Genomic DNA, 15,709 nt, shown 5'->3' with positions numbered 1-15,709 from the left:
CCCCGTCGTCTCCAGCATCGTCTCGCCGGACGCGCCGCGTCCGGCCCTCGTGATCCGCGCCCGGCCGCGATCGCGACGCGCGGCGGGCGTCCGTCACTATAAGACGATCGCCCCGAACCGGCCGTGAAGCAGGCGGGATGCCGGTTCGACCGCGTCAGGGCGGTGAGTTCCCCGGGGTGGGCGTGAGGTGATGGGCGGATCGCCGATCGGTCGTCACGCGAATCGGGGAGACCATCGCCAGCGCGCGCGCATGAAAAAAGCGGTACGACCGCTCCGTCGTACCGCTTTCGAACCGCGATTCGCAGGGATCGGCGCGCCGATCCCCGGATACCTTGCCAGTGCTTATTTCTTCGGCAGTCCGCCTGCCAGCGTCGCGACCAGCGAGGTGACCGGCGAGAGCAGCGTGCTGCCCGACGACCCCGAGGACGACGAGGCACCGCCCGACGACGGCGTGACCGCGATGCCCGGCAGCGCGGCGCCGACCGCGCCGATCGTCTGCGTCGCGGCGGTGGTGACGGCGCCGAGCGTCGCCACGCCGGTCGAGGCGACCGCGCCGACCGAGGCCGGCACCGTGCCGAGCGCCGCCGTCCCGGTGCTCGCGACGTTGCCGAGCGTGGTGCCCGCGGTGTTCACGAGCGTCGTGCCGACCGTCCCGAGCTGGGTGGCCGCCGCGACGCCGGTGTTGGCCGCCGTCGCCAGCGTGCCCGTCACCGTGTTCGCGACGCCCGAGAGCGCGCCCGTCGCCGTGCCGATCGGCAGCGCGCCAGACAGGCTGCCCACCACCGTCGTGATCGGCGCGATCGGATTGCTGGCGACCACGTTCGTCACCGCGTTGACCACGCCGCCCACGACGGCCGGCGCCGTGCTCGCGACCGTGCCGGTGACCGCGCCGAGCCCGCTCACCGCCGACGAGACCCCCGAGGACGCCGCGTTCACCACGCCCGTCACGGCGGCAGCCGGCACCGAACTCACCGCGCCCGTCAGGGCCGTGGTCGCCGTGCCGAGGCCGGTGGTGGCCGCGTTGACCACGCCCGTCACGGCGTTGGCCGGATTGACGCTGCCGACCAGGCCGGTGATCGCCGTGGTCGTCGTGCCGAGCCCGCCCGCGACGGCCTGCACGCCGCCCGAGAGCGCGCTGGCGCCCGTGCCCACCGCTCCGGCCAGGGCGCCGGCTCCCGTGCCGAGGCCATTGGCGGCCGCGCCGACCGTTCCGCTCAGCGCCGAGGCACCGGTGCTGAGCGCGCCCGCCACCGTGCCCGTCACCGCGCCGAGGCCGCCCGTCGCCGAGCCGAGCCCCCCCGCGAGCGCACCCGCGCCGTTCGACAACGCGCCGGCCGCCGCGCCGAGGCCGTTCGACAGGCCGCCTACCACGGCGCCCGCGCCATTCGACAGCGCGCCCGACAGCGCGCCAGCGGTGTTGGACAGACCGCCCGCCACCGTGCCGGCCACCGTGTTCAGGCCACCGGTGGCGGCACCCAGCCCGCCGGCCGCCGCGCCGAGACCACCGGCCAGCGCGCCGGCGCCGTTCGACAGCGCGCCCGTTGCCGCACCGAGGCCGTTCGATACGCCGCTCGCGACCGTGCCGGCCACCGTGTCCAGACCACCGGTGGCATCACCCAGGCCACTCGCCACCGCGCCGAGACCACCGGCCAGCGCACCCGCGCCGTTCGACAGCGCGCCCGTTGCCGCGCCGAGGCCGTTCGATACGCCGCTCGCGACCGTACCGGCCACCGTGTTCAGCCCGCTCGTCGCCGAGCCCAGGCCGCCGGCCAACGCGCCGGCGCCCGACGACAAGGCGCCCGTTGCCGCACCGATCCCACTAGCCAGCGCACCGGAGGCAGCACCAAGTCCGTTCGACAGACCGCCCGCCACCGTGCCGGCCACCGTGTTGAGGCCGCCCGTCGCCTCCCCAAGCCCACCAGCCAACGCGCCCGCACCAGAGGCCAGCGCGCCGGAGGCAGCGCCAAGTCCGTTCGACAGACCGCCCGCCACCGTGCCGGCCACCGTGTTCAGGCCGCCCGTCGCCGCCCCAAGCCCACCAGCCAACGCGCCCGCACCCGAGGCCAGCGCGCCCGAAGCCGCGCCCAATCCGTTCGACAGCCCGCCCGCCACCGTGCCGGCCACCGTGTTGAGGCCGCCCGTCGCCGCGCCAAGCCCACCCGCCAACGCACCCGAGGCAGTGCCCACACCGGTCGACAGGCCGCTCACGACCGTGCCCGCCACCGCGTTCAAACTGCCCGCGGCCCCGCCGAGGCCGCTCGCCAGCGCACCCGCGCCCGACGACACCGCGCCGGCTGCGGCACCCAGCCCGCCCGACAACGCACCAGCCCCCGACGACAGCGCACCCGACACCGCGCCAAGCCCGTTCGACAGGCCGCCTGCCAGCGTCCCCGCCAGCGAATTCAAACCGCCGGCCGCGGCGCCAAGGCCTGCCGCCAGCGCCCCCGCCCCGTTCGACAACGCGCCCGTCGCCGCACCAAGGCCATTCGACAGCGCGCCCGTGGCGTCACCGGCCACCGTCGTGAGGCCGCTCGTCGCGGCACCGAGACCCGTCGTCAGCGCACCGGTCGCCGTGCCGGCCGCCGCACCGAGGCCGCCCGCCAGCGCACCGGCGCCGGTCGACAGCGCGCCAGCCGCGCCCGACGCGACAGCCCCCAGCCCGGACGTCGCCGCGCCGAGGCCGTTCGATAGCGCCGCGGTGCCGGTCGAGAGCGCGCCGGTCGCGGTGCCGACGATGCCCGTCAGCGCACCGGCCGGATTCGTCAACGCGCCCTGCAGGCCGGCAATCACGCCGCCCAGCGGGGTGTTGCCGGCGATCGCCTGAATCGTGCTGGCGAGGCCGCCCAGCGAGGTCCGCAGCGGGTCGACGACGTTGCCGAGCGAGACGCCGAACCGCGTGCCGTTCGCGGTCAGGACGACGGACAGGCCGTCGATCCGGTTCAGCGTCGCATCGAGGCCGAGCGTCGTGCCGGCCAGGCTCGCGGTCGCGTCCAGCGCGGCACCGCTCGCGTTCAGCGAACTGCTCAGACTCAGATTGGCTCCCAGCGGAGTGACGATGCCACCGACATCGGCCATCGCCGGCGCCGCCGCAAGACCGAATACCGCCGCAACCGAAAGCGCGATGCTCGACAGAGTGAAGTGTTGTTTCATGTGTGGCCCCATGTCAGTTGGTGCTGCTGTCTGGTGTAGCAGGGGCATTTCTGCAGGGACCATGCCAGCGGCCGGCCGATACGGGAAACCACGCATTTCGTCGAACAAATCACTGCGAACCCGCGATCCAGCTTCGTCGATCGCGGTGCCGGCCGGACGCTCGACATGCGTCCCGATTCGCGAAAACGGCCGACGTAACGTAACAACCGAATGGAACGTTACGCGCGCGCTCCGTAACGAGACTCGCTTGCCGATCACCCGGCTTTCAGCCAATACGAGCCACAATGAATTCGCGCCATATGGATTCACCAACACTCGCGCGGCGGCTCACTCAATCGATAAAATCCTTTCCAGGCAAGGCTTTCAGCGGCATATCAAATGGAAATCACCGGATGCCGGTCCAGCCTGATTTTTTAAAAATCGATAAGCAAAAAGAAATGGACGATTCGACGATGAAAAATGTCACGAATCACGATGAGCGATAAAAAAGAATCGCGATCGACGATTTTTTTAACGTTCTGACAGCGCGAAACATGCGGGAATCCGTGTGGCGTTCACGCCGGATTGCGCTGCGCGGCCGCGACGCCGAGCATCGCCTCGACGAACGCCACGAACGCCACGAACGCGCGAGGTGGCAAGCCGGCCCGCGGGAAACATCGCCCACGGTGCGGCGGGCGGCAGCATCCAGCCGTCGAGCGCGGTCGCGACGCGCCCGGCGCCCAGCGCGGCGGCGAACAGCCAAACCGCGCGGCGGCTCAATGCGTGCGAGCGCCACGACGAACCGGCTCGACCCTCGATGCCGCCACCGCCCGGCCGCCACCCGCTTCGCCCGACGACGCCCCGACGGACATTCCCACGCCCGAGCGGCAATTTTGCGACAATGGCGGGTTTCGACCGCGCGCAACCACCGGGCCCTCGCCGATGTCGCTTCCCCATATCAATCTGCTCTACACCGTCTCCGGCCTGTTCGTCGGCTTCCTCGTCGGCCTGACGGGCGTGGGCGGCGGCTCGCTGATGACGCCGATCCTCGTGCTGCTGTTCAACGTCCACCCGGCCACGGCGGTCGGCACCGACCTGCTCTATGCGGCGGCCACCAAGGCCACCGGCACCTTCGTTCACGGCGCCAAGGGCTCGGTGGACTGGCGCATCACGGGCAGGCTCGCGGCGGGCAGCGTGCCGGCCGCGGCGATCACGCTGTGGCTGCTGCACGCGCACGGCTTCGGCTCGACCTCGACCAACCGGCTGATCCAGGTCGTGCTCGGCGGCGCGCTGCTGCTGACCTCGGTGGCGCTGATGTTCCGGCCGCAGCTCGCCGCGTTCGCCTCGCGCCACGCGCTCGCGCCGAATCCGGCCCGCACCGTCGCGCTGACGGTGCTGACCGGGGTCGTGCTCGGCGTACTGGTGTCGCTGACCTCGGTCGGCGCGGGCGCGATCGGCGTGACGGTGCTGCTGCTGCTCTACCCGACGCTGTCCACCACGCGCATCGTCGGTTCGGACATCGCGCACGCGGTGCCGCTCACGCTGGTGGCCGGGATGGGCCACTGGCTGCTCGGCTCGGTCGACTGGTCGATGCTGGTGTCGCTGCTGCTGGGCTCGCTGCCCGGCATCGTCGTGGGCAGCCATCTGTCGACGCGCGCGCCCGAACGCCTGCTGCGCAACGTGCTGGCCGCGACGCTGGTGGTGGTCGGCCTGAAGCTCGTCACGTCCTGACGGGAGCGGCGCCGCGGCCGTGAGCGCCACCCGGAGCCGGCCGGACGCGACGCAGCGGCCGGCAACGGCCTGCCGGCGCCGGGCAACGAGAAAAAAATCCACGAATCCGCCGGACGGCGGTATCCCAACAAGCGTGCGGGAGACGCGGCCCGGAAGCCGGCGCCCGCGCGCCCCGCCGGCCAGATAGCGCGACACGCGCCCGACCAGCAGCGCGGCCATCGCCCGCGAAGCCGCCCGAAACCTGCCCCGGCCACCGGCACGAACCCGCCCCACAAAAAAATGCGCCGCTCGAGGCGGCGCACGTTGCCACGCGAGACGGCCGACGCCGTCCCGCGCGTTTCCGGTCTTACTGCTGCTGGACGGTCAGCTTGTTGTCGACCGAGGTGACGCCCGCCACACCCTTGGCGACGTCGCCGGCCTTGTCGATCTGCGACTGGTCCGGCACCGTGCCCTGCAGCGAGATCGCGCCGCCCTTCGAGCGCACGGTGAGGTTCGACACGTCGACGCCGCCGGCCTTCGTGATGGCCTTGCGCACCGCGTAACCGAGCTTGCGATTGGTCTTGCGGGCCGCCTTCGCGGCCGACTTCTGCGTGCTCTTGCTGGCGGCCGGCGCCTCGGTGCCCGCGGCGGCGTCGCTCGCCTGCGCGTACACGTTGCCGCAAACGAGCGCCGCAACCAGCGCGCTGCCCAGAGCCTTCCACACGATCGACTTCATATTTTCTCCTTGTGATTCCGGAAACGGCCGCACGAGACGGGCGGCCGAATTACCCCCAGATGAACGGCCGGCGACGGATGCCGTCGGCCGACGTTTTCACGAAGATACGAGAGGCGCAGCGTTCGCCCGGCACGCGCAGGGCGGCCGGACTGCCGGGACGTGGTCCGTCTCGCGCCCGGTCTGGTTTCAACGGCTTGCCGGGTCGCGCCGCGACGGACACGGCGCGGCTGCGACGCACAATGTAATCCAGCGGCACGCGAAGCGCAAAGGATTTGCGCGCCGGATCACCGGCGTTGCGCGGCGGCATCCGGACCTTCCCGAATCCCGCGCCCGGCTTGCCGCAGCGCCGTCGAACTCGGGTACCATCCTCGCCATCGCCCCGGTCCCCCGCCGCCGGCCCCGCCCGCCGCCGTCGCCCCCTCGCCGCCCTTCGTTTCGCACTCCGATGATTGTCAGCCCGCCCCGTCCCGACCGTCCGCACCGGTTCCTGGCCCGCTTCGTCGCGGTGTCGTGGCGCGACCTGGCGATGTCGTTCGGCCCGGCGTTGCTGCTCGGCGCCGCGGCGATCTGGCTCGCGATCAAGCTGATCCAGCCCGCGCCGCCCACCCGTCTGGTGCTCTCGGCCGGCCCGCCCGGCAGCACCAACTGGATGGCCGCGCGCCGCTACCAGCGGATCCTCGCGAAGAACGGCGTGACGCTCGAGGTGCTGCCCTCGGAGGGCTCGGCGCAGAACCTGCAGCGCCTGCTGGATCCGCGCGGGCGCGTCGACGTCGCGTTCGTGCAGAGCGGCGTCGACCAGAGGGACCGGCCCGACAGCCTGGTCTCGCTCGGCAGCGTCGGCTACGTGCCGCTCGCGATCCTCTACCGCGGCCCGCCCGTCGCGCGGCTGTCGCAGTTCGACGGCAAGCGGCTCGCGCTCGGCCCGGACGGCAGCGGCGCCCACGAACTCAGCCTCGCGCTGCTGAAGCTGAACGGCATCGTGCCGGGCGGCGCGACGCGCCTGCTGCCGCTCGCGGGCGAGGACGCCGCGCGCGCGCTGATCGACGGCCGCATCGACGCGGCGTTCCTGTCGGGCGATTCGACCCAGATCCCGGTGATGGCCAAGCTGTTCCGCGCGCCGGGCGTGCGTTTCTACTCGTTCCCGCAGGCCGAGGCCTACACGCGGCGCTTCCCGTACCTGACCGACATCACGCTGCCGATGGGCGTCTACGATCCCGGCACGAACCTGCCGTCGGAGGACATCCACACGCTGTCGCCCACCGTCGAGCTGATCGCGCGCGACTCGCTGCATCCGGCGCTGTCGGACCTGCTGATCGAGGCCGCGCGCGAGGTGCAGGGGCGCGCGACGATCCTGCAGCGCGCCGGCGAATTCCCGTCGCCCGTCACGCACGGCAGCTTCCCGCTGTCCGACGACGCGGCGCGCTACTACAAGTCCGGCAAGACCTTCCTCTATCGGCAGCTGCCGTTCTGGGTGGCGAGCCTGGTCGACCGGCTGCTGGTGATCGTGGTGCCGCTCGTGGTGGTGCTGATCCCGGGGCTGCGCTTCGTACCGATGCTGTACGGCTGGCGCGTGCGCTCGCGGATCTACCGCTGGTACGGCGCGCTGATCACGCTGGAGCGCAGCGCGCTGGGCGAGCCGACCGGGCGCGAACGGCTCGCGCTGCTGGAACGGCTCGACGACGTGGAGGATTCGGTCAACCGGATGAAGATGCCGCTCGCCTATGCGGGGCAGTTTTACGTGTTGCGCGAGCACATCGGCTTCGTGCGCGAACGCCTGCTCGCACAGGACGCGGCGCCGCGCGGTGACGATTCGTCGGCGCCCGGCGAAGCAGGGGCAGCGGGCGGCGCCGCGACGGCCGATGCCGCGCCCGGCGCCAGCTCCGGCACGCCGGCACCGGGTGGTCCGGGCGTCGCGCCGGGTTGAGCGGGTTGAGCGGGTTGAGCGGATTTTGTCGGGTTGAGCCGCGTTCCGGCTCCCCGCGCGACGCAGCGCCAGGCGGCTCGCTTCGGGCCCCGGGCCGGTCGGTTCGGCCGCACCATCGTGCCAATCCGCCATGATTGGCGACGCCGGCCAACGCCGCTGCACGCACCGCTCGCTCTCCCCGGGCACGCATCCGCCCCCGCCGCGACGCGCGAACGGCCGGGTCGCCGCGATTGCTGCAATCGCCGACGCCATTGCGTACCATGACGACACGCGGGCCGCGCGGCCCCTCGCCTTTTCAGGAGACTTGCCGATGACCGTGGGCCACGACGCCAGCCAACCGCGCTGGTATTACGATTTCCTGTCGCCGTTCACGTATCTGCTGCTCGAACAGCAGGACAAGTGGCCGAGCATGCCGTTCGCGCCGATCCCGATCTCGCTGCCGGTCCTGCAGGAACGCTGGGGGCAGCGCCCGATGTACGACGTGCCGGCCAAGCGCGTGTTCACCTATCGCCACGCGCTGTTCCGCGCCGAGCAGCTCGGCATCGCGTTCCGCATGCCGCCCGCCCATCCGTTCGATTCCACGCGCCTGCTGCGGCTCGCGATCGTGGCGGCCGCCGATCTCGCCGCGGTCCGCGAGATGTTCCGTTTCATCTGGCGCGAGGGGCGCGACGCGATCGCCGAGGACGGCTTCGCCGCGCTCTGCGAACGCGTGGGCGTGGCCGCCGACGACCCGCGCATCGACGCACCCGAGACGCAGGCGCAACTGCATCACAACACGCAGGACGCGATCGAACTCGGCGTGTTCGGCGTGCCGACCTTCTGGATGAACCGGCAGCTGTTCTGGGGCGAGGACGCGCTGTCGATGGTGCTCTATTGCGCGCGCACGCCGAACTGGCTCGAATCGAAGGAAGTGAAGCGGATCAGCACGCTGCCGCCGGGCCACCGCTGATCGCGCGTGCCGCGCCGGACCGGCCGGCCGGACCGCGCCGGCCACGCTAGTCGCACCACTCACACAAATCGCGCCGATACCGCGGATAACACGCCGGCCCGCGCGCGCGCCGCGCGCTCCGGTATCTTACGAGCGACGCCCTCGCCGCCCCGCCGATGCCAACCGACGACGACACCGCCGATTCCCGCACCGCCTCGCTCGACATCTGGCTCGTGCGGGTATTGCGCACGCTGCTGCTGGAGCGCAGCGTGACGCAGGCCGCGCTGCGCCTGAACCAGACGCAGCCGGCCATCAGCACGGCGCTGCGGCGCCTGCGCGAAGTGCTGAACGACCCGATCCTGGTGCGCGGCAAGTCGGGCATGGTGCCGACCGAGTACGGCGCGTCGCTGCTGGAGGCGGCGCAGCGCGCGCTGCGCGACGTCGACTTCATCGCCACGCCGCACGGCGACTTCGATCCGGCCAGCTCGCGCCGCACCTTCCGGCTCGCCGCGCCCGACTACCTGAACGACTTCTTCATGCCGACGCTGATCGCGCGGTTTCGCGAGGCCGCGCCGCTCGCGCACCTCGAGCTCGATTCGCTGAACCCGGCGCTCGATCACGCCGGCGCGCTCGACTCGAGCGTGCTCGATCTGGTGATCGCGAACTGGCCGCGGCCCGATCCGCGTTTCGCGCGCAGCGACCTGTTCCCCGACACCGTGGTGTGCCTGATGCGCGACACGCACCCGCTCGCGCGGGCGCCGCTCACGCGCGAGGCCTACGCGGCGGCGGCCCATCTCGCGCCGACGCCGTACACGGGCGGCGCGCGCAACGCGATCGAGATCGGCCTCGCGCGCGCGAAGCTCGAACGCCGCGTGGTGACGACGCTGCCCTACTTCGGCGTGGTCCCGCAGGTGCTGCTGCAATCGGACCTGATCTTCACCACCACGCGCCGCTTCGCCGAGCATTACGCGCAGATGCTGCCGCTCGTGATCCTGGCGCCGCCGGTGTCGTTCCCGCGCATCCACTGCTACCAGCTCGCCCATCCGCAGCCGGACCGGCCGTCCGATCTCGCGTGGCTGCGCGCGCTGGTGAAGTCGGTGTCGGATTCGCTGACGGCGCGGCCGCGCGCGCGGCGCAAGACGGCACGCTGAGGCCGCTCACGCGTCGAGCCAGGTTTCCTGCAGATGGAGCCAGCGAATCCGGCCGTCGGCCGCGTCGCGTTCGAGCACGGCGGTCGAGCGGCGCGCGCGCAGGGGCCCGCTCGCGTCGCGCTGATGCTCGTCGTAGCCGATCACGGCGCCATCCGGATAGGCGGCGATCGTACGCAGCGCGGCCAGCCTGATCTCGAGCCCGGGCTTGTAGCCGGCGAGCCGTGCGAACAGCGCGCGCAGGCCGGCGTGGTCCAGGCAGGCGCCGTCGGTGCCGGTCATCGTGAAGGCCGGCGCGAAGCGCGCGAGCAGCGCGTCGAGCGCCGCGGCCGAGGTGGCGGCGCCGGCCAGCCATGCCTCGATCTCGGTGCAGATCGAGACGACGGCGTCGAGGAAGGGTTGCGAATCGTTCATCGGGAATCGGATCTCGGCAAGACTTTCAGCGGCGGATCGAACGGGAGGTCGAGAAAGCGGGACAGCGCCGCCGGACGGGCGCCGCGCCCCGTCGCGCCGAACCCGCGCCCGGCGCGGTGCCTCAACGCGCGGGGACCGGATCGAGCCCGGTCGCGGCCACCTCGGCGCGCGCGGCCGGCGAGGCCAGGTAGTCGAGCAGCTTGCGCGCCTGCCCGGGATGCCGGGCGCCGACCGGAATCCCGCCCGCGTAGCGCGTGACCGACTGCAGCGACTCGGGAATTCGCCCCGCGAACGTGACGCCCGGCACCGGCAGCAGCTCGGCCACCTGCTGGAAGCCGAGCGCGTAGCTGCCGTCGGCCACCTTCGAGGCGACCGGCACGCGCGGCACCTTGACCGCCTTCGGCCGCAGCTGCGCGGCAATGCCGAGCTTCTCGAACAGCTCGCGCTCGATGTAGACGCCGCTCGCGCTGTCCGAATACGCGACCGACGGCGCGGCCAGCAGCGCGGCCTTCAGCGCCGCCGGCGTATCGACCTCGGGCACCGGCGCGCCGGCCCGCACCACGGCGCCGATCCGCGAATCGGCCAGCTCGACGCGCGAATCGGCGCGCACCTTGCCCTCGGCGATCAGGCGGTCGAGCGCGTAGCCGACCATGATCACGACGTCGGCCGGTTCGCCGCGCGCGAGCCGGTTCGGAATCGCCTGCGGGGTCTCGCCCATCGACGGGCCGTAGGTGATCTCGAGCGCGTCGCCCGTGGCGGCCGTGAATTTCGGCGCGAGGCGCTGGTAGGCGGCGGTGAAGCCGCCAGAATTCATGACGTGGAGCTCGACGGCATCGGCCGCGGAGGCGGCGAACGTGGCGGCGCCGGCGAGGCAGGCGAGGACGGCGTTGAAGGTCGTGCGACGGCGCGTGGCAACGGGCGAGGCGGAATGTTTCGGCATGGTGATCGGAGCGGCCGGCGACGGCCGTGGCGGTAGAAAGACAGGGCGGTCCATCTTCGCGAATCGCGACGCATTTGAAAAGGGTTGTGTCCTTGCCGATGGTCGCGGCCGGCAAGCGGCATGCGCCGGCCGGAGCCGCCGCGCGCCGGATCGCCGATTCCGAATCGCCCGCTGCGGATGACGGCGTGCGGTTCACGGCGCCACGACCACCTCGCCCGCCGCCTGCTTGCGCCAGCTCCGCGCCGCACCGGTCCGCGCCTGCAGCAGCTCGGCGCAGACCGCCACCGCGATCGCGGGCGGCGCCTTGTCGACGATGCCGGCCACGCCGATCGGACAGACCATGTCGGCCAGATGCGCGGGCGCCACGCCGCGCTCGATCAGGCGCCGCTCGAACTTCACGCGCTTGGTGCGCGAGCCGATCATGCCGAAATAGGCGAAATCGTCGCGACGCAGGATCTGCTCGGCGAGCGCGAAATCGAGCGCGTGGTCGTGCGTCATGACGAGGAAGTAGCTGCCGGGCGGCGCCGCGTCGACGATCGCCTCGGGCGTGTCGGTCGGCTCCGGCTGCACGTTCGGCGGCACCTCGCCGGGGAAGCATTCGTCGCGCGCGTCCACCCACTGCACGACACAGGGCAGATGCGCGAGCAGCGCGACGAGCGCATGGCCGACATGCCCGGCGCCGAACAGCACGACGTGCATCGACGCGATCGCGCGCACGGGGCCGCGCAGCCGGCCGACCTGGAGCGGTGACGGCAGCATGGCCTCAGCTCCGCGCGGCGCCGGGCGCAGCAGCAACGGAAGCCGCCGCCGCGCGCACGGCCTCCACCGCGCCGAGGATCGCCTCGCCGGTGGCGGGGGCGTTCAAGGGCGGCTGCACGCGATAGTCGCCGACGGCCGCCACCGCGTCGCGGATCGCGAAGAACACCGAGAACGGCAGCAGCAGCGGCGGCTCGCCGACCGCCTTCGAGCGATGGATGCTGTCCTCGACGTTGCGGTTGCGGAACAGGTTGACGCGGAAGTCGGGCGGCGTGTCGTTGACGGTCGGGATCTTGTAGGTGGACGGCGCATGCGTCATCAGCCGGCCGCCGTCGTTCCACCACAGCTCCTCGGTGGTGAGCCAGCCCATGCCCTGGATGAAGCCGCCCTCCACCTGGCCGAGGTCGATCGCCGGGTTCAGCGAGGCGCCCACGTCGTGCAGCACGTCGGCGCGCAGCACGCGCATCTCGCCCGTCAGCGTGTCGATCACCACCTCGCTGCAGGCCGCGCCGTAGGCGTAGTAGAAGAACGGCCGGCCCTGCAGCGTCGCCTGATTCCAGTGCAGCTTCGGGGTGGCGTAGAAGCCGTCCGACCACAGCTGCACGCGCGCCAGATAGGCCTGGGAGACCACCTCGCCGAACCGCACGGCCTTCGCGCCGATCCACACGCGGTCGTCGGCGAAGCGCACCTCGGCGGCGGACACGGCCGGCGCGTCGGGCTCGCCGAGCCGTTCGGCCGCGAACGCGGCGAGCCGCTCGCGCAGTTGCCGCGCCGCGTCCTGCGCGGCCTTGCCGTTCAGGTCCGAGCCGGTCGAGGCGGCGGTGGCCGAGGTGTTCGCGACCTTGCTGGTGTCGGTGGCCGTCACGCGCACGCGGCCGAACGCGACGCCGAGTTCGTGTGCGACCACCTGCGCGACCTTGGTGTTGAGCCCCTGCCCCATCTCGGTGCCGCCGTGGTTCACGAGGATCGAGCCGTCGGTATAGATATGCACGAGCGCGCCAGCCTGGTTCAGGTGCGCGACGTTGAACGCGATGCCGAACTTGACCGGCGTGAGCGCGATGCCCTTCTTCAGCACCGGGCTGCGCGCGTTGAACTCGCGCACGGCCGCGCGCCGCGCGCGATAGCCGCTGGTCGCCTCCAGCTCGCCGAGCAGCGCGTGCAGCACGTTGTCCTCGATGGTCTGGCCGTAGGGCGTGACGTTGCGCTCGTCCTTGCCGTACAGGTTGCGGTAGCGCACGTCGAGCGGATCGTGGCCAAGATCGCGCGCGATGTTGTCGATGAGATATTCGATCGCGAACGCGCCCTGCGGGCCGCCGAAGCCGCGAAACGCCGTGTTCGACTGGGTGTTGGTCTTGCCGCAGTAGCCGGCGATCGAGACGTCGGGCAGCCAGTAGGCATTGTCGAAATGGCAGACCGCGCGCGTCATCACCGGCCCCGACAGGTCGGCCGAGAAGCCGCAGCGCGAGGTCATCTCCACCGATACGCCGTCGATCACGCCGGCCTCGTCGTAGCCCACGTCGTAGCGGTAGTGGAAATCGTGGCGCTTGCCGGTGATCATCATGTCGTCGTCGCGGTCGGCGCGCAGCTTCACCGGGCACAGCAGCTTCCAGGCCGCCAGCGCCGCGCAGCACGCGAACAGGCCCGACTGCGATTCCTTGCCGCCGAAGCCGCCACCCATCCGCCGGCATTCCACCAGCACGTTGTGCGAGGCCACCCCGAGCAGGTGCGCCACCAGGTGCTGCATCTCGCTCGGGTGCTGGGTCGAGCAGTACACGTGCATGCCGTCGTCGTCCTTCGGCACCGCGTAGGCCACCTGCCCTTCCAGATAGAACTGCTCCTGGCCGCCGAGCGTCAGCTCGCCCGTGTCGCGCCGCGGCGCGGCGGCGGCACGGCCGGCCGCGTCGCCGCGCGCGAGCTTCATCGGCGCCAGCACGTAGGATTCGGCGGCGCGTGCGGCCTGCGCGGTCAGGATCGCCGGCAGGTCCGCGTAGTCGATCTTCGCGCGGCGCGCGGCGAGCCGCGCCGCGTCGTGCGAGGTCGCCACCACGATGAACACCGGCTGGCCGACGAACTGCACCACGCCGTCGGCCAGCACCGGATCGTCGTGGATCACCGGGCCGCAGTCGTTGACGCCGGGGATGTCCTCGGCGGTGAACACGGCCACCACGCCGGGCGTGGCGCGCACCGCGTCGAGATCGGCCGAGACGATCCGCGCATGGGCCTTCGTGCTCAGGCCGAGCGCCGCATGCAGCGTGCCGGCGATCACCGGCAGGTCGTCGGTGTAACTGGCGCGCCCGCTCACGTGCAGATGCGCGGATTCGTGCGGACGCGAGACGTGGACCTGACGGAACTCGAGGTCCTTCAGGAACGGTTCGGCTTGCTGGTTCATGGCGCGGGTTTCCGTATTTCCGGTTCGGTCAAAGGTCGGCGACGGCGAGGCCGGCGGCCCCTGCTGCATCGGCCTCGGCGGCCACGCAGCGCACGTTCAGCGCCTCGGGCGCGAGCGGCGCGTGCGGGCGCGTCTCCAGCCAGAAGCGGTATAGCAGGTTGCGCGCGGCGCCGAGCCGGTAGCCGCTGGTCGCGCGCATGTCGCTGAGCGGCGCGAAATCGCGGTCGAACGCCTGCATCGCGGCCTGCGCCGTAGCCTCGTGCCAGAGCGCGTCGGCCAGCGCCGCCTCCACCTGCGCGGCGCGCTTCGGGGTGGCCGCCATGCCGCCGAACGCCACGCGCGGCGCGCGGATCGTCTCGCCGTCGGCGATGAACGCGAACGCGGCGCAGACCGCCGAGATGTCCGAATCGAAACGCTTCGACAGCTTGTAGGTGCGAAACCGCAGGTTCGCGCGCGCGCCGGTGCGCAGCGGCACGCGCAGCGCGGCGACGAACTCGTCGGCGGCCATGTCCTTCTTCTGGTACCCGAGGTAGAGATCCTCGAGCGGCAGCTCGCGGGCCGCCTCGGGGCCGCGCAGCACCACGCGCGCGCCGAGCGCGATCAGGCCCGGCATCGAATCGCCGATCGGCGAGCCGTTCGCGACGTTGCCGCCGAGCGTGCCGGCGTTGCGGATCGGCAGCGAGGCGAAGCGCTTCCACATCTCGGTCAGTTCCGGATAGTGCGCGGCGAGCGCCGCGTAGGCGTGCTCGACCGACACGCCCGCGCCGATCTCGAGCCAGCCGTCGCGCTCGTCGATGCGACGCAGCTCGGCGACCTGGCCCAGGTAGATCAGGTCGCCGAGCTCGCGCAGCTGCTTGGTGACCCACAGCCCCACGTCGGTACTGCCGGCCAGCAGCCGCGCCTCGGGCTTCGCGGCGCGCAGCGCGGCCAGCGCCTCGAGGCTGCGCGGCGCGTCGAAGCCGCGGCCGGCATGCGCGTAATGGAACGTGTCGTCGCGGCGCAGCGCGGCGAGCGTGCGGGCCAGCGCGGCCCTATCGACGGGCACCGCGGCGACGGGCACCGCGGCGACGGGCGCAACGGGCGGCGCCATCGCGAACATCCGCTCGGCCGCGTCGACGATCGGCCGGTAGCCGGTGCAGCGGCACAGGTTGCCGGTCAGCGCGTCGGCGATCTCGGTGCGCGACGGCGCGGCCGCGTCGCACGGGCCGGCCGCGCGCCCGCCGCCGTGTTTCTCGTAGAGCGCCCACATCGACATCACGAAGCCCGGCGTGCAGAACCCGCACTGCGAGCCGTGGCAATCGACCATCGCCTGCTGCACCGGGTGCAGCGCGCCGTCGGGCTGGCGCAGGTCCTCCACGGTGTAGAGCGCGCGGCCGTCGAGCGTCGGCAGGAACTGGATGCAGGCGTTGACGGCCTTGAACTCGACGCCGCCGGCGTCGTTCAGCTCGCCGACCACCACCGTGCAGGCACCGCAGTCGCCCTCGGCGCAGCCTTCCTTGGTGCCGGTGCAGGACGCGTCCTCGCGCAGGTACTGCAGGACGGTGCGGGTGGTGGCGGCGCCGCTGACTTCGCGGATCGCCTGGCGAAAATGGAAACGGATCGGCTGGCTCATGGGATCGTGGAGATCGTGGGTCT

13 protein-coding genes are annotated in these 15,709 nt (G+C 72.1%); 5 read left to right on the top strand and 8 right to left on the bottom strand.

Going from position 1 to position 15,709, the window contains the following annotated elements:
• Positions 1-342: 342 nt before the first annotated feature.
• On the bottom strand, positions 343-3,435 hold the full coding sequence (locus tag BpN12_RS18250) for a beta strand repeat-containing protein (protein ID WP_246798072.1): 3,093 nt from the start codon (positions 3,433-3,435) through the stop codon (positions 343-345).
• Between BpN12_RS18250 and BpN12_RS18245 the strand changes: the two genes are divergently transcribed.
• Positions 3,435-3,635: a hypothetical protein gene (locus tag BpN12_RS18245; protein ID WP_246796921.1), complete on the top strand. Its 201-nt coding sequence runs from the start codon at positions 3,435-3,437 to the stop codon at positions 3,633-3,635. The genes BpN12_RS18250 and BpN12_RS18245 overlap by 1 nt on opposite strands.
• Positions 3,636-4,071: 436 nt before the next feature.
• The gene (locus BpN12_RS18240; protein ID WP_246796920.1) at positions 4,072-4,860 is read left to right on the top strand and encodes a sulfite exporter TauE/SafE family protein; all 789 of its coding nucleotides are present in this window, start codon (positions 4,072-4,074) and stop codon (positions 4,858-4,860) included.
• A gap of 346 nt (positions 4,861-5,206) precedes the next feature.
• Here BpN12_RS18240 and BpN12_RS18235 read toward each other — a convergent pair whose 3' ends face one another.
• Both BpN12_RS18235 and BpN12_RS18230 read right to left on the bottom strand, forming a co-directional pair.
• Positions 5,207-5,575, bottom strand: coding sequence for a BON domain-containing protein (locus BpN12_RS18235; RefSeq protein WP_246796919.1), 369 nt, complete (start codon positions 5,573-5,575; stop codon positions 5,207-5,209).
• Between the two features lie 49 nt (positions 5,576-5,624).
• Positions 5,625-5,882, bottom strand: coding sequence for a hypothetical protein (locus BpN12_RS18230; RefSeq protein ID WP_246796918.1), 258 nt, complete (start codon positions 5,880-5,882; stop codon positions 5,625-5,627).
• Positions 5,883-6,020: 138 nt separating this feature from the next.
• Between BpN12_RS18230 and BpN12_RS18225 the strand changes: the two genes are divergently transcribed.
• The 3 genes from BpN12_RS18225 (at position 6,021) to BpN12_RS18215 (ending at position 9,578) form a co-directional block, all read left to right on the top strand.
• Complete coding sequence (locus tag BpN12_RS18225; protein WP_246796917.1) at positions 6,021-7,499, top strand: TAXI family TRAP transporter solute-binding subunit; 1,479 nt, start codon at positions 6,021-6,023, stop codon at positions 7,497-7,499.
• A gap of 310 nt (positions 7,500-7,809) precedes the next feature.
• Positions 7,810-8,448, top strand: a complete 639-nt coding sequence (locus tag BpN12_RS18220; RefSeq protein WP_246796916.1) for a DsbA family protein — start codon at positions 7,810-7,812, stop codon at positions 8,446-8,448.
• Positions 8,449-8,603: 155 nt separating this feature from the next.
• The gene (locus tag BpN12_RS18215; RefSeq protein WP_246796915.1) at positions 8,604-9,578 is read left to right on the top strand and encodes a LysR family transcriptional regulator; all 975 of its coding nucleotides are present in this window, start codon (positions 8,604-8,606) and stop codon (positions 9,576-9,578) included.
• Positions 9,579-9,584: 6 nt separating this feature from the next.
• Here the strand turns inward: BpN12_RS18215 and BpN12_RS18210 are convergent, their stop codons facing one another.
• The 5 genes from BpN12_RS18210 to xdhA all read right to left on the bottom strand — a co-directional run bounded on the left by BpN12_RS18210 (position 9,585) and on the right by xdhA (position 15,686).
• The gene (locus tag BpN12_RS18210; RefSeq protein WP_246796914.1) at positions 9,585-9,989 is read right to left on the bottom strand and encodes a polyketide cyclase; all 405 of its coding nucleotides are present in this window, start codon (positions 9,987-9,989) and stop codon (positions 9,585-9,587) included.
• Positions 9,990-10,110: 121 nt separating this feature from the next.
• Positions 10,111-10,929 carry a substrate-binding domain-containing protein gene (locus tag BpN12_RS18205; protein ID WP_246796912.1) on the bottom strand — a complete coding sequence of 273 codons (819 nt, stop codon included), beginning with the start codon at positions 10,927-10,929 and terminating at the stop codon, positions 10,111-10,113.
• Between the two features lie 192 nt (positions 10,930-11,121).
• On the bottom strand, positions 11,122-11,688 hold the full coding sequence (gene xdhC / locus BpN12_RS18200) for a xanthine dehydrogenase accessory protein XdhC (RefSeq protein ID WP_246796910.1): 567 nt from the start codon (positions 11,686-11,688) through the stop codon (positions 11,122-11,124).
• 4 nt (positions 11,689-11,692) lie between these two features.
• Positions 11,693-14,074, bottom strand: a complete 2,382-nt coding sequence (gene xdhB, locus BpN12_RS18195; RefSeq protein WP_246796909.1) for a xanthine dehydrogenase molybdopterin binding subunit — start codon at positions 14,072-14,074, stop codon at positions 11,693-11,695.
• Positions 14,075-14,102: 28 nt separating this feature from the next.
• Positions 14,103-15,686, bottom strand: coding sequence for a xanthine dehydrogenase small subunit (gene xdhA, locus BpN12_RS18190; protein ID WP_246796908.1), 1,584 nt, complete (start codon positions 15,684-15,686; stop codon positions 14,103-14,105).
• Positions 15,687-15,709: the final 23 nt, after the last annotated feature.

It is taken from the genome of Burkholderia perseverans (genome assembly GCF_022870505.1).
Classification (GTDB): Bacteria; Pseudomonadota; Gammaproteobacteria; order Burkholderiales; family Burkholderiaceae; genus Burkholderia; species Burkholderia plantarii.
Note: the sequence above shows the minus strand (reverse complement) of the source record. Positions and strands in the feature narration are given on the sequence as shown.

What these genes read in the sequence shown, in the direction of transcription:
- BpN12_RS18245 (WP_246796921.1), top strand. Translation starts at nt 3,435, where the DNA reads ATGAATTCGCGCCATATGGATTCACCAACACTCGCGCGGCGGCTCACT.
- BpN12_RS18240 (WP_246796920.1), top strand. Translation starts at nt 4,072, where the DNA reads ATGTCGCTTCCCCATATCAATCTGCTCTACACCGTCTCCGGCCTGTTC.
- BpN12_RS18235 (WP_246796919.1), bottom strand. Translation starts at nt 5,575, where the DNA reads ATGAAGTCGATCGTGTGGAAGGCTCTGGGCAGCGCGCTGGTTGCGGCG.
- BpN12_RS18230 (WP_246796918.1), bottom strand. Translation starts at nt 5,882, where the DNA reads ATGCCGCCGCGCAACGCCGGTGATCCGGCGCGCAAATCCTTTGCGCTT.
- BpN12_RS18225 (WP_246796917.1), top strand. Translation starts at nt 6,021, where the DNA reads ATGATTGTCAGCCCGCCCCGTCCCGACCGTCCGCACCGGTTCCTGGCC.
- BpN12_RS18220 (WP_246796916.1), top strand. Translation starts at nt 7,810, where the DNA reads ATGACCGTGGGCCACGACGCCAGCCAACCGCGCTGGTATTACGATTTC.
- BpN12_RS18215 (WP_246796915.1), top strand. Translation starts at nt 8,604, where the DNA reads ATGCCAACCGACGACGACACCGCCGATTCCCGCACCGCCTCGCTCGAC.
- BpN12_RS18210 (WP_246796914.1), bottom strand. Translation starts at nt 9,989, where the DNA reads ATGAACGATTCGCAACCCTTCCTCGACGCCGTCGTCTCGATCTGCACC.
- BpN12_RS18205 (WP_246796912.1), bottom strand. Translation starts at nt 10,929, where the DNA reads ATGCCGAAACATTCCGCCTCGCCCGTTGCCACGCGCCGTCGCACGACC.
- xdhC (WP_246796910.1), bottom strand. Translation starts at nt 11,688, where the DNA reads ATGCTGCCGTCACCGCTCCAGGTCGGCCGGCTGCGCGGCCCCGTGCGC.
- xdhB (WP_246796909.1), bottom strand. Translation starts at nt 14,074, where the DNA reads ATGAACCAGCAAGCCGAACCGTTCCTGAAGGACCTCGAGTTCCGTCAG.
- xdhA (WP_246796908.1), bottom strand. Translation starts at nt 15,686, where the DNA reads ATGAGCCAGCCGATCCGTTTCCATTTTCGCCAGGCGATCCGCGAAGTC.